This window comes from Amycolatopsis sp. H20-H5, assembly GCF_035828755.1.
GTDB lineage: Bacteria > Actinomycetota > Actinomycetes > Mycobacteriales > Pseudonocardiaceae > Amycolatopsis.
Genome location: NZ_JAYMZS010000027.1, coordinates 43,402 through 69,757, shown reverse-complemented (window position 1 = coordinate 69,757; position 26,356 = coordinate 43,402). Strand labels below are relative to the sequence as shown.

At 69.6% G+C, this 26,356-nt stretch carries 28 protein-coding genes and 1 pseudogene; 20 read left to right on the top strand and 9 right to left on the bottom strand.

The genetic code is table 11. From position 1 onward, the window contains the following. Nucleotides 1-44: 44 nt before the first annotated feature. The 3 genes from QMK34_RS17555 to QMK34_RS17545 all read right to left on the bottom strand — a co-directional run bounded on the left by QMK34_RS17555 (nt 45) and on the right by QMK34_RS17545 (nt 4,100). Nucleotides 45-1,265: a haloacid dehalogenase-like hydrolase gene (locus QMK34_RS17555; RefSeq protein ID WP_326415099.1), complete on the bottom strand. Its 1,221-nt coding sequence runs from the start codon at nt 1,263-1,265 to the stop codon at nt 45-47. Continuing rightward, nucleotides 1,262-2,797, bottom strand: a complete 1,536-nt coding sequence (locus QMK34_RS17550; RefSeq protein ID WP_326415098.1) for an amino acid permease — start codon at nt 2,795-2,797, stop codon at nt 1,262-1,264. The genes QMK34_RS17555 and QMK34_RS17550 overlap by 4 nt, the downstream gene beginning before the upstream one ends. A 163-nt stretch (nt 2,798-2,960) precedes the next feature. Continuing rightward, the gene (locus tag QMK34_RS17545) at nt 2,961-4,100 is read right to left on the bottom strand and encodes a glycerophosphodiester phosphodiesterase (protein ID WP_326415097.1); all 1,140 of its coding nucleotides are present in this window, start codon (nt 4,098-4,100) and stop codon (nt 2,961-2,963) included. Nucleotides 4,101-4,265: 165 nt separating this feature from the next. Here QMK34_RS17545 and purD point away from each other — a divergent pair, with 165 nt between their 5' ends. From purD to QMK34_RS17510, 7 genes are all read left to right on the top strand, one after another. Further along, on the top strand, nt 4,266-5,528 hold the full coding sequence (gene purD, locus QMK34_RS17540; protein ID WP_326415095.1) for a phosphoribosylamine--glycine ligase: 1,263 nt from the start codon (nt 4,266-4,268) through the stop codon (nt 5,526-5,528). A gap of 100 nt (nt 5,529-5,628) precedes the next feature. Further along, on the top strand, nt 5,629-6,015 hold the full coding sequence (locus QMK34_RS17535; RefSeq protein WP_326415093.1) for a hypothetical protein: 387 nt from the start codon (nt 5,629-5,631) through the stop codon (nt 6,013-6,015). Next, complete coding sequence (locus QMK34_RS17530) at nt 5,999-6,604, top strand: DUF3558 domain-containing protein (RefSeq protein ID WP_326415092.1); 606 nt, start codon at nt 5,999-6,001, stop codon at nt 6,602-6,604. The genes QMK34_RS17535 and QMK34_RS17530 overlap by 17 nt, the downstream gene beginning before the upstream one ends. A 13-nt stretch (nt 6,605-6,617) precedes the next feature. After that, nucleotides 6,618-8,246: a hypothetical protein gene (locus QMK34_RS17525; RefSeq protein WP_326415090.1), complete on the top strand. Its 1,629-nt coding sequence runs from the start codon at nt 6,618-6,620 to the stop codon at nt 8,244-8,246. 3 nt (nt 8,247-8,249) lie between these two features. Further along, nucleotides 8,250-9,023 (top strand): ESX secretion-associated protein EspG, encoded by a 774-nt coding sequence (locus QMK34_RS17520; protein WP_326415089.1) that lies wholly within the window; start codon nt 8,250-8,252, stop codon nt 9,021-9,023. A 76-nt stretch (nt 9,024-9,099) separates the two neighbouring features. Next, entirely contained in the window at nt 9,100-9,465 is a 366-nt protein-coding gene (locus QMK34_RS17515; protein WP_442785163.1) for a hypothetical protein, read from the top strand. A gap of 49 nt (nt 9,466-9,514) precedes the next feature. Next, a complete protein-coding gene (locus QMK34_RS17510; protein ID WP_326415088.1) occupies nt 9,515-10,621 on the top strand; it encodes a transglycosylase SLT domain-containing protein in 1,107 nt (368 codons plus the stop codon). 79 nt (nt 10,622-10,700) lie between these two features. On the opposite strand, the gene QMK34_RS17505 is transcribed toward QMK34_RS17510, so the two are convergent. Together QMK34_RS17505 and QMK34_RS17500 are read right to left on the bottom strand one after the other, a co-directional pair. Continuing rightward, nucleotides 10,701-10,994 (bottom strand): hypothetical protein, encoded by a 294-nt coding sequence (locus QMK34_RS17505; RefSeq protein WP_326415087.1) that lies wholly within the window; start codon nt 10,992-10,994, stop codon nt 10,701-10,703. Further along, nucleotides 10,948-11,862: an FAD-dependent monooxygenase gene (locus tag QMK34_RS17500; RefSeq protein WP_326415086.1), complete on the bottom strand. Its 915-nt coding sequence runs from the start codon at nt 11,860-11,862 to the stop codon at nt 10,948-10,950. The genes QMK34_RS17505 and QMK34_RS17500 overlap by 47 nt, the downstream gene beginning before the upstream one ends. 109 nt (nt 11,863-11,971) lie before the next feature. Here QMK34_RS17500 and QMK34_RS17495 point away from each other — a divergent pair, with 109 nt between their 5' ends. From QMK34_RS17495 to QMK34_RS17485, 3 genes are all read left to right on the top strand, one after another. Beyond that, entirely contained in the window at nt 11,972-12,865 is an 894-nt protein-coding gene (locus tag QMK34_RS17495) for a TetR/AcrR family transcriptional regulator C-terminal domain-containing protein (RefSeq protein ID WP_326415085.1), read from the top strand. 9 nt (nt 12,866-12,874) lie between these two features. Further along, on the top strand, nt 12,875-14,050 hold the full coding sequence (locus tag QMK34_RS17490; protein WP_326415084.1) for a pyridoxal phosphate-dependent aminotransferase: 1,176 nt from the start codon (nt 12,875-12,877) through the stop codon (nt 14,048-14,050). 115 nt (nt 14,051-14,165) lie between these two features. Beyond that, nucleotides 14,166-14,351 (top strand): hypothetical protein, encoded by a 186-nt coding sequence (locus QMK34_RS17485; protein ID WP_326415083.1) that lies wholly within the window; start codon nt 14,166-14,168, stop codon nt 14,349-14,351. Between the two features lie 2 nt (nt 14,352-14,353). Here the strand turns inward: QMK34_RS17485 and QMK34_RS17480 are convergent, their stop codons facing one another. From QMK34_RS17480 to QMK34_RS17470, 3 genes are read right to left on the bottom strand one after another with little or no spacing between them, the layout of a single operon-like run. Next, nucleotides 14,354-15,169: an SAM-dependent methyltransferase gene (locus QMK34_RS17480; protein WP_442785165.1), complete on the bottom strand. Its 816-nt coding sequence runs from the start codon at nt 15,167-15,169 to the stop codon at nt 14,354-14,356. A 32-nt stretch (nt 15,170-15,201) separates the two neighbouring features. After that, complete coding sequence (locus tag QMK34_RS17475) at nt 15,202-15,789, bottom strand: HAD family hydrolase (protein ID WP_326415081.1); 588 nt, start codon at nt 15,787-15,789, stop codon at nt 15,202-15,204. Continuing rightward, nucleotides 15,786-16,820 carry a threonine aldolase family protein gene (locus QMK34_RS17470; protein ID WP_326415080.1) on the bottom strand — a complete coding sequence of 345 codons (1,035 nt, stop codon included), beginning with the start codon at nt 16,818-16,820 and terminating at the stop codon, nt 15,786-15,788. Before QMK34_RS17470 ends, QMK34_RS17475 begins: the two co-directional genes overlap by 4 nt. 136 nt (nt 16,821-16,956) lie before the next feature. Here QMK34_RS17470 and QMK34_RS17465 point away from each other — a divergent pair, with 136 nt between their 5' ends. From QMK34_RS17465 to QMK34_RS17420, 10 genes and pseudogenes are all read left to right on the top strand, one after another. Then, nucleotides 16,957-17,475 (top strand): SigE family RNA polymerase sigma factor, encoded by a 519-nt coding sequence (locus QMK34_RS17465; RefSeq protein ID WP_326415079.1) that lies wholly within the window; start codon nt 16,957-16,959, stop codon nt 17,473-17,475. Further along, nucleotides 17,462-18,172: a hypothetical protein gene (locus QMK34_RS17460; protein ID WP_326415078.1), complete on the top strand. Its 711-nt coding sequence runs from the start codon at nt 17,462-17,464 to the stop codon at nt 18,170-18,172. The genes QMK34_RS17465 and QMK34_RS17460 overlap by 14 nt, the downstream gene beginning before the upstream one ends. A 395-nt stretch (nt 18,173-18,567) precedes the next feature. Continuing rightward, complete coding sequence (locus QMK34_RS17455) at nt 18,568-19,161, top strand: TetR/AcrR family transcriptional regulator (protein WP_326415077.1); 594 nt, start codon at nt 18,568-18,570, stop codon at nt 19,159-19,161. A gap of 29 nt (nt 19,162-19,190) precedes the next feature. Then, nucleotides 19,191-20,621 (top strand): adenylosuccinate lyase, encoded by a 1,431-nt coding sequence (gene purB, locus QMK34_RS17450; protein WP_326415076.1) that lies wholly within the window; start codon nt 19,191-19,193, stop codon nt 20,619-20,621. Between the two features lie 251 nt (nt 20,622-20,872). Further along, nucleotides 20,873-21,697 (top strand): ABC transporter substrate-binding protein, encoded by an 825-nt coding sequence (locus QMK34_RS17445; protein WP_326415075.1) that lies wholly within the window; start codon nt 20,873-20,875, stop codon nt 21,695-21,697. Nucleotides 21,698-21,701: 4 nt separating this feature from the next. Then, a pseudogene (locus QMK34_RS17440) lies at nt 21,702-22,381 on the top strand (ABC transporter substrate-binding protein). A 16-nt stretch (nt 22,382-22,397) separates the two neighbouring features. Then, nucleotides 22,398-23,180, top strand: coding sequence for an ABC transporter substrate-binding protein (locus QMK34_RS17435; protein ID WP_326415074.1), 783 nt, complete (start codon nt 22,398-22,400; stop codon nt 23,178-23,180). 1 nt (nt 23,181) lies between these two features. Then, nucleotides 23,182-23,943, top strand: coding sequence for an amino acid ABC transporter permease (locus QMK34_RS17430; protein ID WP_326415073.1), 762 nt, complete (start codon nt 23,182-23,184; stop codon nt 23,941-23,943). Next, nucleotides 23,940-24,686 (top strand): amino acid ABC transporter ATP-binding protein, encoded by a 747-nt coding sequence (locus QMK34_RS17425; RefSeq protein ID WP_326415072.1) that lies wholly within the window; start codon nt 23,940-23,942, stop codon nt 24,684-24,686. The genes QMK34_RS17430 and QMK34_RS17425 overlap by 4 nt, the downstream gene beginning before the upstream one ends. Nucleotides 24,687-24,777: 91 nt before the next feature. Beyond that, nucleotides 24,778-25,665 (top strand): MOSC domain-containing protein, encoded by an 888-nt coding sequence (locus QMK34_RS17420; RefSeq protein ID WP_326415071.1) that lies wholly within the window; start codon nt 24,778-24,780, stop codon nt 25,663-25,665. Here the strand turns inward: QMK34_RS17420 and QMK34_RS17415 are convergent. Continuing rightward, nucleotides 25,548-26,354 (bottom strand): SAM hydrolase/SAM-dependent halogenase family protein, encoded by an 807-nt coding sequence (locus tag QMK34_RS17415; protein ID WP_326415070.1) that lies wholly within the window; start codon nt 26,352-26,354, stop codon nt 25,548-25,550. The two genes, QMK34_RS17420 and QMK34_RS17415, sit on opposite strands and share 118 nt — an antisense overlap. Nucleotides 26,355-26,356: the final 2 nt, after the last annotated feature.

Below are 26,356 nucleotides of genomic sequence, written 5' to 3'. Positions count from 1 at the left end.
GGTGGCCTTCAGGGACCTTCGAGAGCGGTGCGGTGCGAGGGGTGTTAGGCGGAGACCGAGTCGCGCTGGTCGGGGATGACCGAGCCGTCGCGGCGGTGGACGGGGGCGGCCGCGCCGGTGGGGGAGGTGTACGCGGACGTGGAGCAGGGGTACAGGGACGTGCGTGCGGGGAGTGGCTGCAGGAACATGGGGTTGACCAGCCACTTGCCGTCGTTGTCACCGTACGCGTGGCACATCAGTTCTTCCTTGTTGCGGTTCAGGACCAGCCGCAACTCGCGGGCGTCGCCGGTGAAGGTGACGTCCGTGGTCGAGTCGCCCGCCGCGAACACCTGACGTCCGCGCTGCGTCCACGCGCGCGGGCCGTGGACGCCGAAGATCTCCTGGTTGATCCAGCAGCGCTTGCCGTCGATGTAGGTGATCGCCGAGTCCGAGTCCGCGCCGCCGCAGCTCGCGAGGTGGTACGTCTGGCGGCCGTGCGAAACCGTGCTGCGCACCCCGATCACGTGATCCGGCGCGATGCCGACGCCCGCGGCCCACACCTTCGCGACCACCTCCGGCGACGCCGACACGATCCAGACGTCGAACCTGGCGCGTTGCAGTGTCCCGATCAGGTTCCGTTGCTGGTCGTAGTACCGCACCCAGCCGGTGACCCGCTTGCTCCCGACCCGCTGCAGCGTCCCGATCGGTGCCGCGAGGTTCTCGCGGCGGGCGGCCAGGGTGTACGCCGCGATCTCGGCCGGGGTGTGGCCGCCGAGCAGTTGCGCGGCCCAGGCGTACTGCGGTTCCAGCCGCCGCCGGTCCCAGCCCGCGAACGCCGCCTTGCCAGCCGACGTCGTCCCCGACGAGTAGACCGACAGGATCTCGTCGGCGCACCGGGTGTCCGCGCCATTTGTCCTCAGTGGACTCCCGGTGCACACGGCGCCGAGCGCGGCCGCCGCGTCGGAGGTGAGGTAGCGGCTCGTCGAGCGCCAGTCCGCCGGGCGGGCGATCTTGTCGTTGCGCAACATCCAGTACGTGATCGCGTCACCGATGTCGTTGCGCACCACGGTGTTGTCCCAGTCGAACACCGCGACCGGACGCTCGCCGCGTGCCCCGCACCCGGTGTCGATCAGCTCCTGCAGCCGCGCGCGGTTCTGGCCGTACCAGGCCAGGTCCGTGCTCAGCTGCGGGCAGTGCTGGTGGCGTGCCGGGTCCGCCTGGGCGGCCACCGGGGTGACCAGTGAAAGCACGGCCGCCGCGACGGCCAGCACGCCACCGAACCTCATCCGAGCTCCTTCAGTTCCTGTTCCACCGCGGCGATCTCTTCGGCCGAGCCCTGCACCTTCGGGCCGGTGAACCACTTGCGCGCGGACACCAGCCACCACAGGCCGGCGCCGCCGAGCACCACGAGGAACGCGATCGGGGTGTAGTTGAAGCTGTCGATCGTGACCGGTGAAGCTGTCGGCAGCATGAACAGCACGAAGATGATCACCACCCAGCCGGTGGCGATCACGCCGATCGGCTTGCCCCACTTGCCGAGGTTCCAGGGGCCCTTCTCGAAGGCGTCGCCCTTGCGGACGCGCAGGAAGATCGGGATCACGTACGCCACGTATAGCCCGACGACCGCGATCGACGTCACCGCCGTGTAAGCCGTCGCGCTGAACAGGTACGGCAACGCGAGCAGCAGCGCGCCACCGGCGGCGAACCACACCGCGTTGGTCGGCGTCTGGGTGCGCTTGTTGATCTTGTGCCAGATTCGCGAACCGGGGATCGCGCCGTCACGGGCGAAGGCGTAGATCATCCGCGAGTTCGCGGTCACCGAGGCCATCCCGCAGAACAGCTGCGCGCCGATGCAGATCAGCAGCAGGAACTTGCCGGTCGTCACGCCGGTCGCGTCGATGAAGATCTGCGCGGGCGGTACCCCGGTCGCCGAGCCGACGGCGCCGTCGTAGTCCTGGATGGCGAAGGTCAGCCCGATCAGCAGGATCCAGCCCGCGACCAGCGAGACCAGGATCGAGTTGATGATCCCGCGAGGACCGGCCTTGGCCGCGTTCTTGGTCTCCTCGGTCATGTGCGCCGAGGCGTCGTACCCGGTCAGCGTGTACTGCGCGAGCAGCAGGCCGAGCGCGAAGACGTAGACCGAAGACGACCAGCCCGTCTGGTTGACGAAGTGCCCGAAGACGAACGACGCGTCTTGGTGCTTGGACGGCACGAAGATCAGCACGACGACGATCACCGTCACGCCGATCAGGTGCCACCACACGCTGATGCTGTTGAAGATCGACACGATCCGCACGCCGAGCGTGTTCAGCGTCCCGTGGACCACCAGGATGATCGCCAGCAGCAGGATCGTGTGCGGCGGCGTCGCGGAGAAGCCCCACTGCAGGTCGAGGAAGGCATTGAGGAACAGCGCGGCGCCGAAGTCGACGCCCGCGGTGACCGCGATCTGCCCGATCAGGTTGAACCAGCCGGTGAACCAAGACCAGGCCGGGCCGTTCTTCGTCGCGAGCTTGGCCGCCCAGTAGTACAGCCCGCCCGCGGTCGGGTAGCTGGAGCAGACCTCGGCCATGCCGAGCCCGATCAGGACGACGAACGCCCCGACCAGCGGCCAGCCCCAGATCATCGCGGCCGGGCCGCCGGTTTTCATCCCGGTGCCGTAGAGGGTCAGGCAGCCCGAAAGGATCGAAATGATCGTGAATGAGACGGCGAAGTTGGAGAACGCCGACATCGTGCGTTTGAGCTCCTGGGCGTAGCCGAGCTGGTGGAGCCGCGCGTCGTCGTCACTTTGGTCGGCAGGCAGCTTGTCTGACACATCCATCGGGCACCCACTTAAAAGGTATGCGGACAGACCATTGAGATCCGCAGAAGTTAGCCCGGGTGGGGAAGGGTGTCAAGGTTCCGTCAAGACAAGTGTCATGAAAGGGTCCTTCAGGGCAAAAAGTGTCCTGAAAGACCCTTTCATGACACTCGCGGGAGGAGTGTCAGCGACCCTCGAACGCCTTCAGCGACTCCAGCGCCGTGTCCGGCTGGTCGGCGAAGAAGCCGTCGACGCCCGCCTGGAAGAACGCCGCCTCCTCGGTGAAGACGTCGCCGTAGGCCGTCGGCGAGGCCGAGGAGCGGAGGTTCGCCGGGAGGAACGGGTTCTCGTTGCGGAACGTGTACGGCTGCACCAGCAGGCCCGCGCGGTGGGCGTCGCGGATGAGCGCCGTCGGCTGCCCCAGGTTCCCGGCCGGGTCGAGCGGGATGATCTGGGCCTTCTCCGGCCCCAGGTAGGTCGCGTACTTGGCGACCTCACGCAGGCCCTGCGGCGTCACGAGGTCGGCGTAGGTCCGCTTGTCGCCGTTCGCGACGAAGTCCGCGGGCGCGCCGGTCGCCGAGGTCAGCTGGAGCAGCGGCACCCGCACCACCCGGTGCAGCGCGATCAGGTTCGACACCTCGAACGACTGGATGGCCACCGGCGCGTCGCGGCGGTTGAGCCCGTTTCGGTTGAGGATGTCGACCAGCTTCGGCTCGGTCGGGATGCCGAGCTGGGCGAAGAACGTCGAGTGCTTGACCTCGGGGTAGGTGCCTAGCGTCCGGTGCAGTTCGCGGCCGAGGCGCTTGGTCAGGTCCAGCACCTCCTGGTACGTCGCGACCTGGTAGCGGCCGTTGTAGATCGTGTTGTTCGGCCGGTTCTGCGGGATCCGCTCGATCGCGCGCAGCGTCTTGAGCTCGGCCAGGGTGAAGTCCTCCGTGAACCAGCCGGTGTAGCTGACGCCGTCGATCACCTTGGTGGTCTTGCGGGCGGCGAACTCCGGGTGCTTCGCGACGTCGGTGGTGCCGCTGATCTCCGGCTCGTGCCGGGCGACGAGTGTCCCGTCCTTGGTCGGCACGAGGTCGACGTCCACGAAGCTCACCCCCTGCCGGAAGGCGAGCTCGTAGGACGCGAGCGTGTGCTCTGGGCGGTAGCCGGGGGCGCCGCGGTGGCCGACGATCACCGGTCCATCGTGGCCGTGGCCCTGGCCGTGGCTCGCCGCATCCGCGGCCGGCTCGGTGGCGCCCGCCGGGCCGATGGCGAAGCCGGTCACGCCGAGCAGGGCCAGACCGGACAGGGCGAGTACGCCCATGCGCTTGCGCATCATCAAGTACCTCTTTCAGCAGGGACCCCAGGCGTACCGCGCCACCCTCATCGCCGCAAGCGGCCACGAGGCGACGCCCGGCGGGCGAAACTCTGAACCGCGGATGGCCATCGGCTCCGCCGGGGTGCGCGGCGCCCACGCCGGCGTCACCCGGTTAGGCTGTCCGACGTGCGCGTACTGGTAATCGGGTCCGGCGCCCGTGAGCATGCTCTCGTCCTCGCGGTCGCGGAAGACCCTTCGGTCACCGCTATCGCTTGTGCGCCCGGCAACGCCGGAACATCGGCGGTGGCCGAGCAGCTCGGGGTCGACGCGATCGACCCCGACGCGGTCACCGCGCTGGCCAAGGACTGGAAGGCCGACCTGGTGGTCGTCGGGCCGGAGGTCCCGCTGGTCGCCGGCGTCGCCGACGGCGTGCGCAAAGCCGGGATAGCGTGTTTCGGCCCGTCCGCGGCCGCCGCCCGGATCGAGGGCTCGAAGGCCTTCGCGAAGGACGTCATGGCCGTCGCGAACGTGCCGACGGCGCACTGCGAGGTCGTCGACAACCCGGCCCACCTTGACGCCGCGCTCGGCCGCTTCGGCCCCACCTGGGTGGTCAAGGACGACGGGCTCGCCGCGGGCAAGGGCGTGGTCGTCACCACGGACTTCGACGTCGCGCGCAAGCACGCGCTGATGCTGCTCGACGGCGGCCACCCCGTTCTCCTGGAGTCCTTTTTGGACGGTCCGGAAGCCTCCCTGTTCTGTTTCGTCGACGGCCGCACGGTCGTCCCGTTGCTGCCCGCGCAGGACTTCAAGCGCGTCGGCGACGGCGACGCCGGCCCGAACACCGGCGGCATGGGCGCGTACGCCCCGCTGCCGTGGACGCCGCCGGGCTTCGTCGACGAGGTGGTCGAGACGGTCGTGCGGCCCGTGGTCGACGAGCTCGTCGCGCGCGGTTCCTCGTTCTCCGGCCTGCTCTACGCGGGCCTGGCACTGACGTCCGATGGCACGCAGGTCATCGAGTTCAACTGCCGCTTCGGCGACCCGGAGACCCAGGTCGTGCTGGCGCTGCTGCGCTCGCCGCTGGGCAAGCTCCTGCACGCCACCGCGACCGGCAAGCTGGCCGAGCACCCGGAGCTGGACTGGGAGGACGGCGCCGCCGTCACCGTGGTCATCGCCGCGGACGGCTATCCCGGCAAGCCGCGCACCGGCGACGTCATCACCGGCGGCGAGCTCGAGGGCGTGCTCCACGCCGGAACGCGCCGCCGCGACGACGGGGCCGTCGTCTCGTCCGGCGGCCGGGTGCTTTCGGTGGTCGGCGTCGGCAAGAACCTCAAGGCCGCGCGCAAGCAGGCGTATGCCACTGTCGAGCGCGTCCACCTCGCCGGTTCGCACCACCGCACGGACATCGCCCTGCGTGCCGCGAAGGGCGAAATCGCCACCCCGGTGGCGTGAGGCGGGGGGATTGTTCGCCGAACTCAGAGCGTCGTCACAGCGGCGTTGGTAGCCTCGAACAGTCCGGCCGGTCACCGTCTGTACCACCTGAGGGGTGCGCATGTCAGGAACCACTCACGCCCAAGAGCTGCCATCCGGCGTGCCGGTGGCGCCAGGAGTGGCCGACATCACGGTGGACCCGAGCCAGGTACTCGACGTCGCCAGAATGGTCGAGGAGCAGGCCGACGCGCTGGAGGACAAGCTGCTCACCCGGTTCGGCCAGCTGCGGATCGACTCGCCCTCGGCCGATGTCGTCAGCACGAACGCCACCGCGGCGTGGAACTCCCTGATCGCCGAGGGGGACGAGTCCTACGCGGCGCAGGTGCGGGCGTACGTGGACAACCTTCGCCTGCTGGTCGGCCAGCTGCGGACGGCCGCGAAGGACTACAAGACCAGCGACGAGGACAAGGCCGCGCATTTCGGGGACCGTGGTGTTCACCGGACGTAGCGCGATGGTCCTCGGCGGAGCGCTGCTGACCGTGGCGCTGTCCGGCTGCTCGTCCACCTCGGACGGGCAGGCGTTCCCGATCGAGGCGTCGGAGAGTTCGGCCTCCCAGAGCGCGAAGGCCGCGACACTGCCGTCGCGTCCTGCCGAGCTGGCGCTACAGAGCGCCGACCCGTGCGCCCTGCTCACGTCGCCCCAGCTCGACGAGCTGAAGGTCAACAGCAAGCCGCGCGCGGTCGCCGACGCGCCCGACGGGCGGACCTGCGCCTTCGACGCCGACCTCGTCCAGCCGTTCCACGCCTACCAGGTGCGCGCCGTGGGCGCCGACCTCGAGGCCTGGGTCACCGGCACGCGGCGGAAGAACAGCATGACCACGACGCCGAAGATGGTCGGCGGATTCCCGGCCTTGACGAACTATCGCGCCGCGGGCACCCCCGCCGACTGCGAGACGCTCGTCGGCGTCGCGAACGGGCAGACGATGGCCGTGCAGGCCTTCGCCGTCACCACGGGCGCTTTCACCCAGCCGCAGCTGTGCGAACTGTCCGCGCACGCGGCCGAACTGGCACTCCAGACACTCAGCGCACGCAACTAGGGAGGGCGGCGACGTGGACGTTTCCGAGCTTGCGGGCAGGATCCGTGACCAGCGGTTCGAGGGCTACACCGACACCGGCATCGCGACCGAGATCACCCGCTTCCACGCCGGCGACGGCATCGGCAGCATCGGCACCGCCGTGGACGCGCTGAAGGCCGTCGCGAAGGCGCTGGTCGACACCGACGAGACGTTGCGCCGCGAGCTGGGCAAACTCGGCGTCGAATGGCAGAGCGAGGCGGGCGGCCAGGCCGGGCAGGTGATGTCGGAGCAGGCCGGGTTCTCCCACGACGCGAACACCAAGGTCGACCACTCGGCGGAGATGATCTTCGCGCAGGGCGAGGCGTTCAACCGCACGCTGTACAAGCTGCCGGACGCCGAAACGGTCCGGAAGGGCGCGGGCGGTTTCACCCTCGGGGATGGCCTGGCCAGCCTGATCGGCTTCGAGACCGACCACGCCAAGGACGTCATCGCGGCGAAGGACGCGCGGGCCCAGGCACTTGAGGCTCTCAACGCGTACGCGGCCCAGAGCGGGGAAAACCTGCTGTCCAGCGAGTCCATCGCCGCCCCGCAGACGATGAAGCTGACCGAGAGCGGGCCGGGTTCCGGCGCGCTCGACATCGCCGGGACGGCCGTCGAGGTGACCCCGGACGGCAGCACCAGGCCCGCCAGCGCCAGCGTCCAGTCCCACTACGTCGAGCCGCCGCGCCCGGTCATCCACCACACCGCGCCGCCGGTCGCCTCGCACGACACCCCGACTCCGTCCTACGGCATCGCTTCGCAGGGCAGGCGGACGGCCGCCGCGCCGACGCCACCTTCCGCGCCGACCACCCCCGCTTCGGCGCCGACGAACCCTGCGGGCGCCACCCGGCCCGCGCCAGCCGGATGGGTCCAGGCCCCCGGTCGCGGCCCGTCGGCACACCGGCCGGAGCCGGGCCGTCCGTCCGGTGGCCAGCCGTTCGTCCCGCCGGGTGCGCCCGGCGGTGGTTCCGCCGCTGTCCCGCCCGGTGGTTCCGTGGGCGGCAGGCCGATCGGCACCCCGATCCCTGGCAACGCCACCGGCGTCGACGGCTCGCCTGGCCGCGGCTCCGGGTCTTCGTCGTCCTTCGAAGGCGGCAGTGCGTCCGGCTCGCGGGGCGGCACCGGTGGCGGCGTCGCCGCTGTCGGCGGTGAGCAGCCGCTCGCCAAGGGCCGGCTGACCGGCGCCGGTCCGCAGGCACCGGTGACTCCCGGCGAGGTCGGACGCAGTTTCCCGGCGGTCCCGAAGGCGGGCGTCGGCCCCGGTGACATCGGCGCCGGGGCCGCGGCGGTCGGCGCGGGCGGCATCGGCGGCGCGCTGAGCGGCGACACCGAGCGCCAGAAGCGCGGGCCGAGCGCGGGCAAGGGCCCGGTGCGGCCGCTGCCGGTGGGCGAACTGCCGGAGGAAGAGGCGATCGCGCTGCGCAAGTCCGAGCAGATCAGCCCCAAGCAGCCCAAGAACGACCCGAAGTTCATGGAGCACGCGGCCCCGCAGGACGCGAGCGAGACCGACGAGGACGCCGAGCACATCCGCCGGTTCGGGGTGGACGACCAGGACCTGTTCGCCGACCAGCGAATGGTTTCGCCCGATCTGATCGGTGACGAAGACGCCGGGGAAGTGCGCTGATCCGTGCCGAATGACAACGGCAGCATTGTGCTGTCCACCATGGAATTCGACATGCTGTGGGAGGCCGAACGGCTGCCCCCGCGCCACGTCGCGCTCGACGTCCCCAGCCCAGGCACCACCCACACCGAGCGCGCCTCGTTGATCGAGCAGGCCTGGTCCTCACTGGCCGCGCGCGGCCTGGCCCGCGGGCGGCAGGCGTCGAGCGAGCTGGTCGACATGCTGAACCTGTTCGCGCACCCCAAGGTCTCGATCGACTGCTGGCTCTGGATGGATCGCGAGATCCGCGCCCAGGCCGTCAGCGTCGGCAGCCAGGCGATGCTCGGCGTGATCGACGCCGGCGAGATGTGGCTCATCCCCGCCCGCTCCAGTTCGCTCGCCGAGGCCGCGGTTTCGGTGGCGGGGGAGCTGGGCCCTGGCGTCGGCCAGTCGATCAGCGTGCCCCACGAGGTTCTGCGCTCAGCGGACGCCGCGGCCCAGGGCGACCCGAAAGCGCTGGTCACCGCCTTGGAGGACCACCGTGTCCCGCTGTGGCAGGCCCAGGAACTCTCCGGCATGCTGCTGGGCCAGGAGGCCCGCGGCCAGTTCGGCGTCGAGCGCGTCGGCCGCGACGGCACGCTGCGCCGCGCCGGCCGGGTGATCGCGTTCTACGACACCGACGCGGGCCGCTACCTGTTCCAGATCAACCGTAACTCCGACGGCCGCGACTGGGCCACGGTCGCTCCCGCCGACAACGCCCTGCTGGTCCAGCGCGTCGAGGAACTGATCGACGAAACCTGACCGGGGTGGAGTTGGCCGGTAATCACCCACCGCCGGTGTTCGAAGTCTTAGAGTAGGCGCGGGAACCGTCCTGGTCATGACCGCGTCTGACCGGGCGGACGCAAGTTTCGCGAAGGGGATGACGAACGTGCCTGTGTATGACCCGGACTCGATGGCCATCGCCGCTGGGCAAGTGGAGAAGCTGAAGGAAGAGTTCGAGAAGTCCAAGGCCAAGGTCACGGGCATGGACCACGAGAAGGAAAGCCCCTTCGGTGGGCTCGCCGGCGCGCAGGACGCGCACGGTGCGGCCGGTGAGTTCAAACAGGGTGTGCACAAGGAGTTCGACGCCGCGGGCTCGCACATGGAGGCGATGGCCTACGCGATGCGCAAGGCCGCGGGGTTGATCGTGGAGACGGATCAGGTGGCCAAGAGCGACGTCACCGTGCACGAGCCCGGGCAATGACCAGCTTTGACGGGGAGGCCTGGGGGCCTGAGAACGAGGGGACACGGCTGTGGGATTGAACGCGGTCGGCGCGGGGACGCCGGACGGCTGGGGGGACCTGGTCGCGAAGAACGACCAGATCGCCAAGATCAACCTGGGTGCCATCCAGGCGGCCGCGGACCAGTTCCACGGCGCCGCGAAGGACGCCGGTGACCACCGCACGGCGATGTCGAACGCCACGAAAGCGCTGGACGGCGGGGTCTGGAGCGGCCCGTCCGCCGATTCGTTCGTCGCCTACGTGAAGTCCCTGACCACCGCGGGAACCAGGGTCGAGGGGCACCTCACCCAGGTGGGCGACGACCTCGCGTCCCTGCAGACCAATCTGTTCGAGGCGAAGAAGAAGGCCGACGACGCGTTCAAGGCCGCGGAAACCAGCGTCAACACCAAGAACGCGGCGGCGCAGAAGGCTGCCGACGCCGCGCGCACCGCGGCCACTCAGGCCGAGAAAGACCACAAGCCCGCGCCGAGCCCGAGCGCGGACAAGATCATCCAGGACTGCAAGACCGAGATCAACGGGATCACGACGACCGCCAACTCGACTCTGCAGGGCCACGTCACCTCGGCCAACACGATGATCGACGACTCCCAGAAGCTGATGAAGACCCAGGTTCCCGACGGGTATTCGTCGGTCCCGCACCCCGGAAAGGGCGGCACCGCACCGCAGAGCACCGGCGGCATCCACCACGGTGGCGGCGGGGGCGGCGGTGGTGGGGGCGGCGGCCTCGGGGCGAGCGGCGGCCCGCCCTCGACGACGCCGCCGGGCAACGTCCAGGGGTGGATCCAGGAAGCCATCAAGGCCCTGCAGGCGGCGGGGATCCCGGTCACCGACGCCGACATCAGCAAGATCTGGACGATCATCGAGAAGGAGTCCGGCGGCAATCCCAACGCCATCAACAACTGGGACTCCAACGCGGCGAAGGGCACCCCGTCGAAGGGCCTGATGCAGTGCATCGACCCGACCTTCAACTCGTACAAGCTCCCGGGCCACGACAACATCTACAACCCGGTGGACAACATCATCGCCGGAGTCCGCTACACGTTCTCCCGCTACGGCGGCTTCGACGGCCACCCAGGCCTCAAGGCCATGGCCCACGGCGGTGGCTACCAGGGCTACTAGCCCCTCACGACCCGATTCGATTGCCCCTGAAGGCCACCATCACGGCGTCAGACGCCGTGATGGTGGCCTTCAGGGGCATTCAGCAGGCCCGCAGGGTCACGGCGTTCGCGGCCTCGGTCATCGGGCGGGTGCCCGCGGCGAGCAGCCGTCGCTTGAACGGCAGGTGGGGCAGCAGGCGCATGCCCTGGACCATCGACCACTGCGCGAACCGCGTCTGCTTCGGCTGGTTGGTCATCGCCAGTTTCTGGCACCCCTCGACGTACGGCCGCAGCTCCCGCTCGTAGCGCGCGAACGCCGTCCGATGGTCGCCCGCGGCGGCTTTCAGCTCACCGGCCAGGACGTACGCGCCGACGAGCGCCTGGCTCGTGCCCATGCCCGACAGTAGCGACGACGCGGCCTTCGCTCCAGCGGTCCAGCCGGATCTGGGCGGCCGAGTCGAAGTAGAAGTCCGGCGCCGAGTCCATGGCCTCGATCAGCCGCGAGGCCTCCCAGCCGTGGCCCGCGAACACGTCGGCGATCAGTTCGCGCTGCTGGGCGAGGTCGTGGCGGTCGTAGTCCAGCGGCGCCGAGGTGAAGCCGAGAATCGCCCGCGCCTCAGTGTTGTCCCGCGCGCTGTACAGGCCCGACATCCGGCCGGGCGTCATGTGGAACGTCTGCCAATGATCGAGGTCGAGGAAGTTCTCGGTGGTGAACACCGCCACGTAGGTGCCGAGGTGGTGGAGGAACCGCGACTCGGGGCCGAAGGTCAGCGCGCGCACCCCGGAGTGGAGCCCGTCCGAGCCGACGACCAGGTCGAACTCGCGCGGTTCGCCCTTGGCGAACGTCACGCGCACCCCGGTCTCGTGCTGGTCGAGTCCGGTGATCCAGTCGCCGAACACGTACTCGACGTCTTCGCTCGTGGCGTCGTACAGGATGTCGTTGAGGTCGTCGCGGAGGATCTCGACGTCCTCGCCGCCGGTCAGACCGCCGGTGAGCGTGTGCTCGGTGACGCTCGCCAGTTTCCGGCCGCGGGCGTTGACGAACGACATCCCGCGCATCTCGGTCGCCGCCCCGTGGACCCGCGGCAGGAGGCCCATCCGCTCCACGACGGTCAGCGCCGTGCCACGGATATCGATCGCCTGGCCACCGGCGCGAGGTGCAGGCGCACGCTCGACCACCGTCGTCTTGAAGCCGTGCTGATGCAGCCAGTACGCCGCCGCCGTCCCGGCGATACCGCCGCCCGAGATCAGGATGCTGGTCATGGGAACCCCTCTGTGTACGTCGTATCAGTGCTCTGCGTACGAGGTAATCAACTAGGATCACCAGCAGCAAAAAAACTTCAAGCGTACTAGTGCGGTCAGGAAGTCGAAGATGGAAGCGCCCTACCTGAGGATCGTTGCCGAGATCCGGCGTCGCATCACCTCGGGCGAGCTCCCGCCGGGCGCGCGGGTGCCGTCGACGCGACAGATCACGCGTGACTGGGGAGTCGCGATGGCGACCGCGACCAAGGTGCTCACCACCCTGCGTCACGAGGGCCTGGTGACGGCCAAACCCGGCTCGGGCACGGTCGTCACCAAGGTCGGCCCGCACCGGCGCGAGACCGAGCTGTCTCGCGAACGCGTCGTGCGCGCGGCCGTCCGGATCGCCGACGCCGAGGGCATCGCCGCGCTGTCGATGCGGCGGGTCGCCTCGGGGCTGGGCGTCGCGACGATGGCGTTGTACCGGCACGTCGAGGCCAAGGACGAGCTCGTCCTCGCGATGGCCGACGTGGTGCTCGGTGAGGTGGAGTTCCCGGCCCGCCCGCCGGTGACCTGGCGCGCGCAGCTCGAGCTGATGGCCCGGCTCCAGTGGGCGTTGTTCCGGCAGCACCCGTGGCTCGCCCAGGTGCTCTCGGTGACCCGCCCGCAGCCGCTGCCCAACCTGCTCCTGCACGCGGAGTGGGCGTTGCGCGCGCTGGACGGGCTCGGGCTCGCGTCCTCGACCATGCTCTACGCGCACATCACCGTGTTCAACCACGTCCGCGCCACCGCGCTCAACTTCGAATGGGAGGCCGAGGCCCAGGTCGGCACCGCGCGCTCCGACGAGGAGTGGCTGGCCGTGCACGAGCCCGCGCTCCGGGCCGTAGTCGAGTCCGGCCGCTACCCGCATTTCGTGGGCGTCACCGCCGCGGGCGAGTTCGACTTCACCCTCGACACGCTGTTCGAGTTCGGTCTCCAACGCCTCCTGGACGGCTTCGCGGTACTGGTCGCGAAGCACAGAAGTTAGCCTGGCCGGATGGTCGACATCGGTAGTTTCGCCGGGCCCGCGAGCAGGGCGGCCGTCCCGCCGTTCCACGTCATGGACGTGCTCTCCGCTGCCCAGGCCCGCCAGCGCAGCCACGGCGACCTCGTCTCGCTCGCCGCCGGGCAGCCGTCCGTGCCCGCTCCCGCGCCGGTGCGCGAGGCGGCGGAGCGCGCCCTGAAGGACCTCAACCTCGGCTACACCGAGCAGCTCGGCATCCCCGAGCTGCGTGAAGCCGTCGCAGGGCACTACGGCCGCCGCTACGGGCTCGACGTCAGCCCGCAGGAGGTCGTGATGACGACCGGCTCGTCCGGCGGGTTCCTGTTGTCGTTCCTCAGCGCGTTCGAGCCGGGTGACCGGGTCGCGATGGCGCGGCCGGGCTATCCCGCGTACCGCAACCTGCTGTCCGTGCTCGGGTGCGAGGTCGTCGAGTTCGCCACCGGCGAGGCGACGAACTTCCAGCCCACGGTCGCGCTGCTCGACGAACTGGGCCCGCTCAAGGGGCTCATCGTGGCCAGCCCGAGCAATCCCACCGGCACCGTGCTGCCGCCCGGCGAGCTCGCCGCGATCAGCGGCTGGTGCGCCACCCGCGGCGTCCAGCTGATCAGCGACGAGATCTACCACGGCATCTCCTATGGCGCCGAGCTCGACTGCGCCTGGCAGTACTCCCGCGAGGCGCTGGTGCTCGGTTCGTTCTCGAAGTACTTCGCGATGACCGGCTGGCGGCTCGGCTGGCTGCTGGCGCCGCAGCGCCTGCACCGGGCCGTGGACGTGCTGACCGGCAACTTCACCATCTGCCCGCCCGCGCTGTCCCAGCACGCCGGGGTCGCCGCGTTCACCCCCGAGTCGTACGCCGAGGCCGACCGGCACGTCGAGCACTACCGGGCCAACCGCGACGTGCTGTTCAGCGGCCTGCGGGGCATCGGGCTCGACAAGCTCGCGCCCGCCGATGGCGCCTTCTACGCCTACGCCGACGTCTCGGCGTACACCTCCGACAGCCTCAGCTGGTGCCAGCGGCTGCTCGCCGAAACCGGCGTCGCGATCGCGCCCGGGGTCGACTTCGACCCGGTCGACGGCGGCCGGTTCGTGCGTTTCTCGTTCGCCGGGGCGCGTGCGGACCTCGAGGAGGGCGTGCGGCGGCTGGGGGACTGGCTGGCACGGGCGCAGTAGGGGGGAACCCGGATATCACCCTGAACGTTGGCCTGAACACAAGAGTTTTCGCGGCGAGGGTGGCAGTCTGGGATCACCGGGCCACCTCGGCACGGGAACGTTATCGGAGGAAGCCATGTTCTGGAAGATCGTCGGCGCGCTCGTCGTTGCCTGGGTGGCGTTCATGGTGCTCGGTGCGGTGATCGGCTTCGTTTTCAAGGCCGTCATCTGGATCGCGATCATCGGTGGCGCCGTGTTCCTCGGGACCGCGGCCTATGGCGCGATCAAGGGCAAGAGCGACCCGAAGCGGCTGCGCCAGTAGGCCTAGTTGATGTGCGCCACCCCGCCCAGCGTCGTGAAGTTCGCGGTCGAGAGCGGGGTGAAGCGCGGTCCGTCGGGCCACCACAAATGGGGGAAGGTGAGGCCGGGCTCCACGTAGTCCAAGCCTTCGAAGAAGGACTCGATCTCTTCGCGGGTGCGGTGCAGCGTGTCGAGCCCGGTTCCGCCGAAGCGTTCCTCCGGTGAAGCCGCGACTTCGCTGTCGTCTGCGGGGTCGAACTGGTGCGCCAGCACTAGATACGAGCCCGGCGCCATGGCGTCGACGTAGCCGCGCACGGTTTCCCGTGCCTGCTCGACATCGTCGATGTGGTGGATGATCGAGCACAGGATCAGCCCGATCGGGCGGGTGAAGTCCAGGTGCCGTGCCAGCGCCGGGTCGGCCAGGGTGGCGGCCGGATCGGTGAGGTCGCTGCCCGAGAGGTGCGTGAAGTCGTTCTCTTCGAGCAGCGCCCGCGCGTCCGGCTCGCTGTCGACGTAGACGACCTGGGCTTCGGGGTTGTACCGCCGCGCGACCTGGTGCGTGTTCTCGGCGGTGGGGAAGCCGGAGCCGAGGTCGAGGAACTGGTCGACGCCGGCGCGGTCGGCCAGGTAGCGCACCGTGCGGGTCAGCCAGTGCCGCAGCTCCCGAGCCATTTCCAGCGCCTCGGGAGCGCGCGCCAGTATGCGGCCGAGCGCCTCGTGGTCGGCCTCGTCGTGGTCACGACCGCCGACCAGCGCGTCGAAGATCCTGGCGATGCTAGGCCGGTCGAAATCGAGGGACACGATGATTGAGTTTATGCCACCGCGCTCACCACGGGTAATCGGACATGCCGTCCGGGTGAGCAATGTCCGAATTATCGCTGTTCGTCCAGTCCCGCTCGCGCCGCTTCCACGCCGAGCCAGCGTTCCGCGCGCAGGCCCACCGCTCGTGCACCATCCACATTGGACTGACGGTCGTCGAAGAACAGGCAGTCCGGTGGTGCCGCCCCGAGTTTCGCGAGCAGCGAGGTGAAGATCTCGGCGTCCGGCTTGGCACAGCCAAGGTCGGCGGAGAACACCGTGGTGCGGAACAACTTCGCCCACTCCTGCCGCTCGACCCACCGGCCGAACGACGAAGGCGCGTTGGACAGCAGCGCGAGCGCCGCCCCGGCCTCGTGCAGCGCCGAGAGCAGTTCCATCGACGCGGGTTCGGTGTGCGACCAGCCCTCGATGTCGAGCGCGGTCAGCTCCTGCGCCAGCGCGTCGTCGACCGTGACGCCCAGCCCGTGCCCGATCGCCTGCCAGTAGTCGAGGTCGGCCGCGCCCCGGTCGTAGCGGTCGCGGTGCTTCCAATACTCGGGCTCGAACGCGCCGGGCTCGACGCCAAGGGCCGCGGCGAGTTTCGGCAGCGCGGCGGTGCGCTCGCAGAGCACCTCGCCGTAGTCGAACACGATCCAGTTCACGCGCGCGCTCCCGTCTTGATCCGGCCCAGCGTCTCTTCGATGTCGGTCGCGGACAGGTCCCGGTGGGTGACGAACCGGACCTTGCCAGCCATCGGCAGCGCCTGGATGCCCAGCGAACCGAGCCAGTCCAGCGTCGACGGCACGTCCGGGACCCTGACCAGCACGATGTTGGTGTCCGGCGTCGCCGCTTCCCAGCCGTGCTCGACCAGCCCGTCTGCCAGCCGCCGGGCGTTTTCATGCGAGTCCGCAAGGTCGTTCACCCGATCGAGGGCCACCAGGCAGGCCGCGGCCAGCACGCCGCCCTGCCGGACGCCGCCGCCGAGCATCTGGCGCGTCCGCCTGGCCTGCTCGACGAAGGCGGCGCTGCCAGCCACGACCGAGCCGACCGGCGCGCCGAGCCCCTTGCTGAAGCAGGCGGAGACGGTGTCCACGCCGACGGTCAGCGCGGCGACCGGCACGCCCAGCGCGACGGCCGCGTGCCAGATCCGGGCGCCGTCGAGGTGCACCTTCAGCCCGGCGTCCTTGGCGACCGCCAGCAGTTGCGCGTGCTCGTGCGGCGGGGTGACCGCGCCACCGGCGGCGTTGTGCGTGTTTTCCAGGCACAGCAACGTCGTGCGCAGTGCGTAGTAGGGGCCCGCGGCGCTCCCGATGGCGGCGGCCAGGGTGTCCGGCGTCGGGCGGCCCGGTCCGGCGTCGTGCTCGAGGATGTCGGGCATGCCGCCGGCGAGCCAGGCGGCCGAGCCGAGTTCGTTGTTGAGCACGTGCGCGCCGCGCGTCGCGAGGAACCTGTCGCCGCGGTCGAGGTGGACGCTGAGCGCGATGAGGTTGGCCATCGTGCCGCTGGGCGTCCAGAGCGCGGCGGGCATGCCGAGCACCTTCGCGGCACTGACCTCGAGTTCGGCGATCGTCGGATCGACGTCGATCACGTTGTCCGCGACCTCGGCGGCGGCCATGGCCCGCCGCATGGTCTCGTCCGGCCGGGTGACCGTGTCGGAGCGGAAATCCAGGAGCGGGAGCGGTTGCAAGGTCACAGTAAGATCACATCACACCTTCGTGGTTTCGATCAAACGCCTTCCGGGCTGGTCTGGATTACGCGGTCATGCAACCGTGGACGCCCCCGGTTCCGTCTTCACCCACGGACGAAGCAAGAGCGGAGAACCCAAGCGCGTGGACCAGCGCGACGAGCAGGAGTTCGCGGAGTACTTCGCCGCCAGGCGGGACGCCGTGCGCCGCACCGCGTACATGCTGTGCGGCGACTGGCACCAGGCCGACGACCTCGCGCAGACGGCGTTCGTGGCACTGCACCGGAGGTGGACCAAGATCAGGGATCGTGGGGCGACCGACGCGTACGTGCGCAAGACCCTCGTGCGGGCCTCGATCGACGAGTCCCGCCGGCCGTGGCGCCGCGAACGGCAGACCGAAGAGCTGCCGGAACCGCCGGTGGACGGCCTCGGGCTCGACGACCGCGTCGCGACCAGGGAAGACCTGCTGGCCGCGTTGCGTGAGGTGCCCCCGAAGCAGCGAGCGGTCCTGGTGCTGAGGTACTTCGAAGGTCTCGACGTCGGCGGCGCGGCGAAGGTGCTGGGCTGCAGCGAAGGAAACGTGAAGAGCCAGACCGCCCGAGGGCTGGCGAACTTGAAGCAGGTGCTGGAGAAGGAGGTGGAGACCAATGATGGACGAGCGTGAGCTCGAGTCGTTGTTCGCGGATCTCCCCGGCGAGCCGCCCGCGGCGACCTTCGGCAAGGGTGACGTCCTCACGGCGTCGAAACGGGCGACGCAGCGCAGCCGCAACCGCGTCATCCTGGCTTGCAGCGCGTTCGTGCTGGTACTGGGCGGTGTCGGCGTCGCGACCGCGATCAGCGGGACGAGCGGCGGCGACCTGAGTACGGCGGCGGCGCCTGCCGGTGCCCCATTCAGCGTCCAGGGCGAGCAACCCGGCACCGGTGCCGGACGTCCTCAGGACACAGGCTTCCCGGCCACGCCGCCTCAGCAGGGGGGTGACGAGACCGGGAAGACCGGCCCTCGGGCCGAAGGCGCCTCCGGGTGCGAAAAGGGCGACCGGGAGCTCGCCACAGCCCTCGCTGGCGAGCTCCCGGTCCCCGTCTCCACGGCCGTGACCGTCCCCGGCCCCGGCCGCGCGTGTTCGACGGGCGCCCGCACCGCCGGGTTCCCGGTCCCCGGCGGAACGATGGACATCACTCTGTTCAAACCGGGCGCCTCAGTCCCGTTCAAGCCCCCGCCCCGAGGCACCGCGAGCTCGTCGTCGGCCACTCCGAACGGCGGAATGCTCCAGATCCAGAGCACCCCGGACCCCGGCTCGGCAACAGCCCCGTTCGCCGAAAAACTCGCCCCCATCGCTCAAGCCCTAGCCCCCCGCTTCTAACCACCAAACTGTCCCTGAAGGCCACCATGACGGCGTTAAACGCCGTCATGGTGGCCTTCAGGGACAGTCGAGTACTCGCACACACTCGCCCCCGACACGCACCACAAAACCCCACCACCGCTGTGGTCCGGGACCACAGGGTCTCCGCGAGCTCTGCGAGTGGAGACTTCACCGCCGCGTGCCCTCTTTCAGGCCCGCCAGGGCCGACCAACTCGCGACGGCAGGTCGCCCCCCTGCAAACAAAACCCGCACTTTCGTACATGGCCAGGGGCGACCTGGCGGCGCGAGTTGGTGAGCGCGCCGGCCAAAAAACACAGGCTTCTCACCGCACCTCAGGACGCAACCCAAAACCCTCATCCCACTCCCGTGACGTCCACCTGGCAAAATATCCCCTCATGACCGCCGCAGCGAGCACACCCAAAGGTGAGCGCCGCCGCGCCGAGCTCATAGAGGCCGCTTCGGCCCTGCTGGTCGAGGGCGGGTTCGACGCCGTGCGCCATCGTGCGGTCGCGGAGCGCGCGGGGCTGCCACTGGCGTCGACCACGTACTACTTCGACTCCCTCGAAGAGCTGGTCACCGCGGCGGTGGAGCACCATTCCGAGCAGGAGCTCGTCAACGGCAGGCATCGTCTCGAAGAGCTCGCGACCCGGAACCGGGGCGTGCTCGCCACGGTCGACCTGGTGCTGGACATGCTGCTCGGCCCGGTCCGCGCGGATCGGGAGGCCGATGCCGAGGCCGTGCTCCTGCGGTACGAGCGCCTGGTCGCCACCGGCAGGCGCAAGTACCTGCGGCCGCTGATGCGCACGCTGTCCGTCCGGCTCTACGAACTCCTGCACGAGATCTTCGCCCGTTCCGGCGCCCCGGTCGACGCCGCCGAGCTGCAACGGCTGGTCGCCCTCGTCGACGGCGCGGTGGTCAGCGCGCTGATCGAGGTCGACCCCGAGCCGCGCGCCGCCGCGGCCCGGATGCTCCGCACCGCTCTGAGCTGAGCCGGGCCCGCACCGGTATCTTGACCTGCGTGACTGACAAGCCTCGCATTCCCAACGTGCTCGCCGGCCGCTACGCCTCACCGGAGCTGGTTTCGCTCTGGTCGCCGGAGCACAAGGTCGTGCTGGAGCGTGAGCTGTGGCTCGCCGTGCTTCGCGCGCAGGCCGACCTGGGTGTCGAGGTTCCGGAGGGGGTCGTCGCGGACTACGAGCGCGTGATCGGGCAGGTCGACCTCGCGTCGATCGCCGCGCGCGAGCGGGTCACGCGGCACGACGTCAAGGCGCGGATCGAGGAGTTCAACGCGCTCGCCGGGCACGAGCACGTGCACAAGGGCATGACCTCGCGTGACCTCACCGAGAACGTCGAGCAGCTGCAGATCCTGCGGTCGCTGGAGCTGATGCGCAGCCGCGTCGGCGCCGTGCTGGCGAAGCTGGCCGGGCTGGCCGTCGAGCACTCCGACCTGGTGATGGCCGGGCGTTCGCACAACGTCGCCGCGCAGGCGACCACGCTGGGCAAGCGGTTCGCCACCGGCGCCGACGAGCTGCTGGTCGCGTTCGAGCGGCTCGACGACCTGATCGGCCGGTACCCGCTGCGCGGCATCAAGGGTCCGGTCGGCACCGCGCAGGACATGCTCGACCTGCTCGGCGATGAGTCCACTTTGGACGAACTGGAGTCGCGCGTCGCCGCGCACCTCGGCTTCGAGCGGGTGTTCACCAGCGTCGGCCAGGTGTACCCGCGCTCGCTCGACTTCGACGTCGTGTCCGCGCTGGTCCAGCTGGCCGCGGCGCCGTCGAGCCTGGCCAAGACCATCCGGCTGATGGCGGGCAACGAGCTGGTCACCGAGGGCTTCAAGCCCGGCCAGGTCGGCTCGTCGGCCATGCCGCACAAGATGAACACGCGGTCCTGCGAGCGGGTCAACGGGCTCGCCGTGGTGCTGCGCGGCTACCTGTCGATGATCGGCGAGCTGGCCGGTGACCAGTGGAACGAGGGCGACGTCTCCGATTCCGTCGTCCGCCGGGTGGCCCTGCCGGACGCGTTCTTCGCGCTCGACGGCCTGCTCGAGACGTTCCTCACCGTGCTCACCGAGTTCGGCGCGTTCCCGGCTGTCGTCGCGCGTGAGCTCGACCGCTACCTGCCGTTCCTGTCGACGACCAAGGTGCTCATGGCCGCGGTCCGGGCCGGGGTCGGCCGGGAGACCGCGCACGAGGCGATCAAGGAGAACGCCGTCGCCGCCGCGCTCGCGCTGCGTGAGCAGGGTCTCGTCGAGAACGACCTGCTCGACCGGCTCGCCGCCGACGAGCGCATCCCGCTCGACCGCGGTGAGCTCGACAAACTGCTCGCCGACCGGATCTCGTTCACCGGTGTCGCGCCGCGCCAGGTCGACGCCGTCGCGAAGCGCGTCGAGGCCGTGCTCGAGCGTTTCCCGGAGGCCGCGCAGTACTCGCCGCAGCCGATTCTCTAGGAGTCAGCTGAAGGTCGCCCTTGGTGCGTTCAGTGCACCAAGGGCGACCTTCAGCACGCTCAACGCACTGAAGGCGACCTTCAGCTGTTCTGTGGGCGGGGTCTCAGCAGGTGGTTCACACCGTGGGACGGGATTACTCGATCGGGCGAAATGTCTACTGTCGATCGCTGAACCCGGAGCGCCAGGCCGCCTTTCCGCAGCCTGGCGTGCTTGTATCGCGCTCTCGGCGCGCTCTAACCACGGAAGAAGCGATGAGATCCACGCTGTCGAAAATTGCCGCCGTCGTCACCGCCGCCACGGTCACCCTCGCCATGGCTGCCTGCGGCTCCTCCACCGGCGACGCGGCGGGCAAAACCCTGCGCGTCGGCACCCTGAGTGACGCGCCGCCGTCGATCTACCTCGAGAACGGCACCTTCACCGGCTACGACAACGAGCTCCTGCGCGACATCGCGAAGAGGGAGGGCTTCGAGGTCGAGTTCGTCGGCACCGAGTTCGCCAGTCTGCTCGCCGCCGTCGCGAACGGGCAGTTCGACATCGGCAGCTCCACGATCTCCACCACCGAGGCCCGCAAGAAGACCGTCGCCTTCAGCAATGGCTACGACACCGGCTTCACCACCATCGTCGGCAAGAAGGGCGCACACCTCACCGACCTGGCCGGGCTGGGCGGCAAGCGGCTCGGCGTCGTCCAGGCCTCCGTGCAGGACGACTTCGCCGGGCGGATCGCGGGCGCCGACGTCGTCCGTTTCCCGGACTACAACGCGGGCTTCGCCCAGCTGAAGAACGGCACGCTCGACGGCTGGGTGGTGCCGAAGGACATCGGGCAGAAGTACCTCGACCAGAACCCGGCGATCGCGCTGGAGTTCGGGTACACCGCCGAGGACAAGGACACCCCGTCCGCGTACGCCGTGCGCAAGGACAACAAGGACCTCCTCGCCAAGCTCAACGACGGGCTGACCAAGGCCATCGCCGACGGCACGGTCGCGCGGCTGCACGCCCGGTTCTACCAGCAGGCGCCGCTGACCAGGGAACTGGCGCAGGGCGGCCCCGGCTTGCCCGTGCGGAACCCGGGGGCCTGACGTCATGCGGAAAACCCTCATCGCCGTACTGGCCGCTAGCCTGCTCGCCGCGCTCACCGCGTGCGGCGGCGACAGCGACACCCTGCGCGTCGGCACTCTCAGCGACGCCCCGCCGAACGTCTATGTCGACAAGGGCAACTACACCGGTTTCGACAACGAGCTCCTGAAAGCCGTCGCGGTGAAGCAGAATTTGAAGCTCGAATTCGCCGCGACGGACTTTTCGTCGCTGCTCGGACAGGTCGCGGGCGGGCAATTCGCGATCGCCAGTTCCGCGATCGCGCAGACCGAAGAGCGAAAAAAGACGGTAGACTTCTCCGGCGCCTACAATTTCGAGGTCATGAGCATCCAGGTCAAGGAGGGCTCTCCTATCACCGACGAGGCCGCTCTGGCAGGCAAGCGGGTCGCCGTCATCCAGGCGACCGTCGGTGACAACTGGCTGACCTCGACGGTTCCGGCCGCGCAGGCCGTCCGCTTCCCCGGTTACGCGCCCGCGCCGCGAAATTGACCGTAGTCAAGTCGTTCACCACTGATGTTCCGCACGGGTTCGCGGTGAAAAAAGGCAACACCGAACTGCTCGGAAAACTGAACGAGGGGCTCAAGCAGGTCGTCGCCGACGGCACCTGGGTGAAACTGCACCAGCAGTTCCTGCCGACGGCCCCGGTGCCCGCCGAATTCAAGGGCTGAGACGCAAGGAGTTCCGATGAAGAAGACTCTGCTCGCGACGGTCGCCGCCGCGGTGATGCTGGCCGTCACGGCCTGCGGCGGTGGGAGTGGAGACAGCGGTTCGGTCGTGCGGGTCGCCACGCTCAGCGACTCCCCACCGAACACGTTCCAGAAGGACGGCCAGTACACCGGCTTCGACAACGAACTCCTGAAGGACATCGCGAACAAGGAGAACTTCAAGGTCGAGTTCGTCGCGACGGACTTCTCGGCGCTGCTGGGCCGGGTCGCGGGCGGGCAGTCGGACATCGCGAGCTGCGCCATCGCGCAGACGGCCGAGCGCAAGAAGACGGTCGACTTCTCGGCACCGTACAACTACCAGTCGCTCGCCATCGAGGCGAAGCAGAGCTCGCCGATCGCCGACGAGAAGTCGTTGCCCGGCAAGCGGATCGGTGTTGTGCAGGGCACCGCGTCGGAGACCTGGGTGGCCACGAACGTGCCTACCGCGCAGCTGGTGCGCTTCCCGAACGACTCGGCGTCGCTGAGCGCGCTGAAGACGGACGCCATCGACGCCACCGTGTTCGACCAGGACACCGCGGAGGCCTACATCAAGGCCAACCCCACGGCGAACCTGAAGATCGTGAAGGCGTTCACCACCGACACCCCGCATGGCTACGCGTTCAAGAAGGGCAACACCGAGCTGATCACCAAGGTCAACGACGGGCTCAAGAAGGCCATCGCGGACGGCACCTGGCTGAAACTGCACCAGCAGTTCATCCCGAACGCCCCGGAGCCCGCCGAGTTCAAGCCCGGCGGAAAATGACATGGGGGATCTGCTCAACACCTTCCTCAACTGGGACTACATCACCCAGGTCTTCCCGGCCCTGCTCGGCATCGGCCTGCTCAACACGCTGATCCTGGCGCTGTCGTCCGCGGTGATCGCGACAGTGCTCGGCATGGTCCTGGCCGTCATGGGGCTGTCCACGAAACGGTGGTTGCGCTGGCCCGCCCGGGTGTACACGGACATCTTCCGCGGGCTGCCCGCCATCCTGACGATCCTGCTGATCGGCCAGGGCCTCGGCACCGTCGCGCGGCCGATCGTCGGCACGAACCCTTACCCGCTCGGCATTCTCGCGCTGAGCCTGATCGCCGCGGCCTACATCGGCGAGATCTTCCGGTCCGGCATCCAGAGCATCGAAAAGGGACAGCTCGAGGCCAGCCGCGCGCTGGGGATGACGTACGGCAAGGCAATGCTGCTGGTGGTCATCCCGCAGGGCGTGCGGGCGGTGCTGCCCTCGCTGGTGAACCAGTTCATCGCGCTGATCAAGGATTCCAGCCTGGTGTACTTCCTCGGCCTGCTGGCGTCGCAGCGCGAACTGTTCCGCATCGGGCAGGACGCCGCGGCGACCAACGGGAACCTCTCGCCGCTGGTCGCGGCCGGGTTCTTCTACCTGCTGATGACCGTGCCGCTGACGCACCTGGTGAACTACATCGACAAGAAGCTGCGGACCGGGCGCAAGATCGACACGGTGAACCCGAACATCAACTACGACCCGAGTCAGTACTCGACCGGAGGCATGGCATGACCGCGCAGGCGCCGGTGCGATCGTCGAGTGTGGAACTGAAGGACATCCACGTCACCTTCGGCACGCTGGAGGTGCTGCGCGGCGTCGACCTCAAGGTGCCCAACGGCAGCACGACCTGCGTCATCGGTCCGTCCGGCTCGGGAAAGTCGACGCTGCTGCGCTGCGTCAACCGGCTGCAGGAGCCCGACTCCGGCGACCTGCTGCTCGACGGCAAGAGCGAGATCACCACCAACCCGGACGAGCTGCGCCAGCGCGTCGGGATGGTGTTCCAGCACTTCAACCTGTTCGGGCACCGGACCGTGCTGGACAACATCACGCTGCCGCTGCGCAGCGTGCGCAAGCTCAGCAAGGAGGAGGCCACCGAGATCGCGCACGCCCGGCTGGCCGAGGTCGACCTGTCGGACAAGGCCCCGTACCGGCCGAGCGCGCTTTCCGGCGGCCAGCAGCAGCGCGTCGCGATCGCCCGTGCGCTCGCGATGGAACCCGAGGTCATGCTGTTCGACGAGGCCACCAGCGCCCTCGACCCGGAGCTGGTCAAGGGCGTCCTCACCCTGATGGCCGGGCTCGCCGAGCGCGGCCTGACGCTGCTCGTGGTCACCCACGAGATGGGCTTCGCCCGCGGCGTCGCCGACGAGGTCGCGTTCATGGACGCGGGCAAGATCGTCGAGCAGGGCACGCCGGAGGCGGTCTTCGACTCTCCCCAGAGCCCCCGGCTGCAACGCTTCCTCTCGCAGGTCCTGTAGTCCGCTCAAAGTGTCATGAAAGGGTCTTTGCGGACACTTTCTGCCCGCAAAGACCCTTTCATGACACTCGGAGCCCGGTAATCTCGCGGACATGGTGAGGGTTACGGGGCTGGTGTACTACCCGGTCAAGGGGTGCGCGGGGACGTCGGTGCGTAGTGCGGACGTCGGCCCGGCCGGGCTGGCGCACGATCGGGAGTTCATGGTCGTCGCGCCCGACGGCGTGTTCCGCAGCCAGCGCCGCCACCCCGTGATGGCCGCCATCCGCCCGGTCGTGCTGGACGGCGGGCGGCGGCTCGCGCTGAGCGCTCCCGGTGTCGGCGATTTCGTGCTGGACGTCGTGGCTGAGGGTGACCGGCATCGGGCCGAGAACTTCCGGTGGCAGGGCGAGGCCGTGCACCAGGGCGACGCCGCGGCCGAGTGGTTCTCGGCGGTGCTGGGCGTGCCGTCCGTGCTCGTGCGGGTCGCGCCGGACCACGAGCGGATCACCCACGGGGAGCGCGCGGGCACCGCCTGGTTCGCCGACGGGCACGCGCTGCTCGTGCTCTCCGAGTCCTCTTTGGACAATCTGAACGACCGCATCCTCGAGCGCGGCGCCGAGCCGGTGCCGATGGATCGCTTCCGCCCCAACATGATCGTGTCCGGCTGGCGTGAACCGCACACCGAGGACGAGGTGCGCGAGATGTCCATCGGCGGGGTCGGGATCGGCTACGCGATGAAGTGCGTGCGCTGCACGGTGCCGATGGTCGACCAGGAGACCGGCGCGAAGGCGGGTCCCGAGCCGATCCGCTCGCTCGCCGGTTACCGCCGCGATCCCGAGGGCGGGGTCGTGTTCGGGATGAAGGCGGTCGTCACCCGGCCGGGTCAGGTCGCCGTCGGCGACGCCGTGATCGTCAGCTCCTGGGCCGGACCGACGTCGAGCGCCTCGGCCGCCGACCCGCGGTTGATCGCGACCGCGAGCCGCCCGGCCGAATCGGTGTAGAGCACCGGGGCACCCGGCGCCACGTCCGCGAAGGTGCGGCCCAGTGCCGCGGTCACCACGGTCCGCTCGCTGTAGACGCACACCCTCGGGCCGAGCCCGCTCAGCCGCAGGTCCTCCGGCGTCGCCGCGAGTGCGAGGTTGCCGAAGTGGTCCACCGTCAGCACCTCGGACACCAGCTTGCCGGGAAACGCCGCGACCAGCGGGTCCGGCAGCCGGACGAGGTCCTCGACCGGCGGCCCGAACGCCTCCGGCGCGACTCCGAGCGCCAGGTGCGCGGCCGCCGGGGCGAAGACGTCACGCCCGTGGAACGTCGCCGAAGTCGTGGCCGTCCGGTAGTCGGGGGCGACGAGCGCGTAGGCCGCCAGGACGCCACCGAGCGCTTCGGCGGCTGGTAACAGGAGGCCGTTGTCGGGGCCGACGAGCAGTCCGTTCGCGGCGACGACCACGACTCCGCGCCGCCGGGTGCCCACGCCGGGGTCGACCACCGCGAGATGCACCGCCTCTGGCAGGTAGGCGACGGTGTCGGCGAGCACGGTCGCGCCGTGCCGGACGAGCTGCGGGGGCACCACGTGGGTGATGTCGATCACCCGCACGGAGGGTGCGACGCGGGCGATGACGCCGTGACAGGCGGCGACGAAGCCGTCGCGCAGGCCGTAGTCGGTGGTGAAGGAGATCCAGTGGTACTCCATGC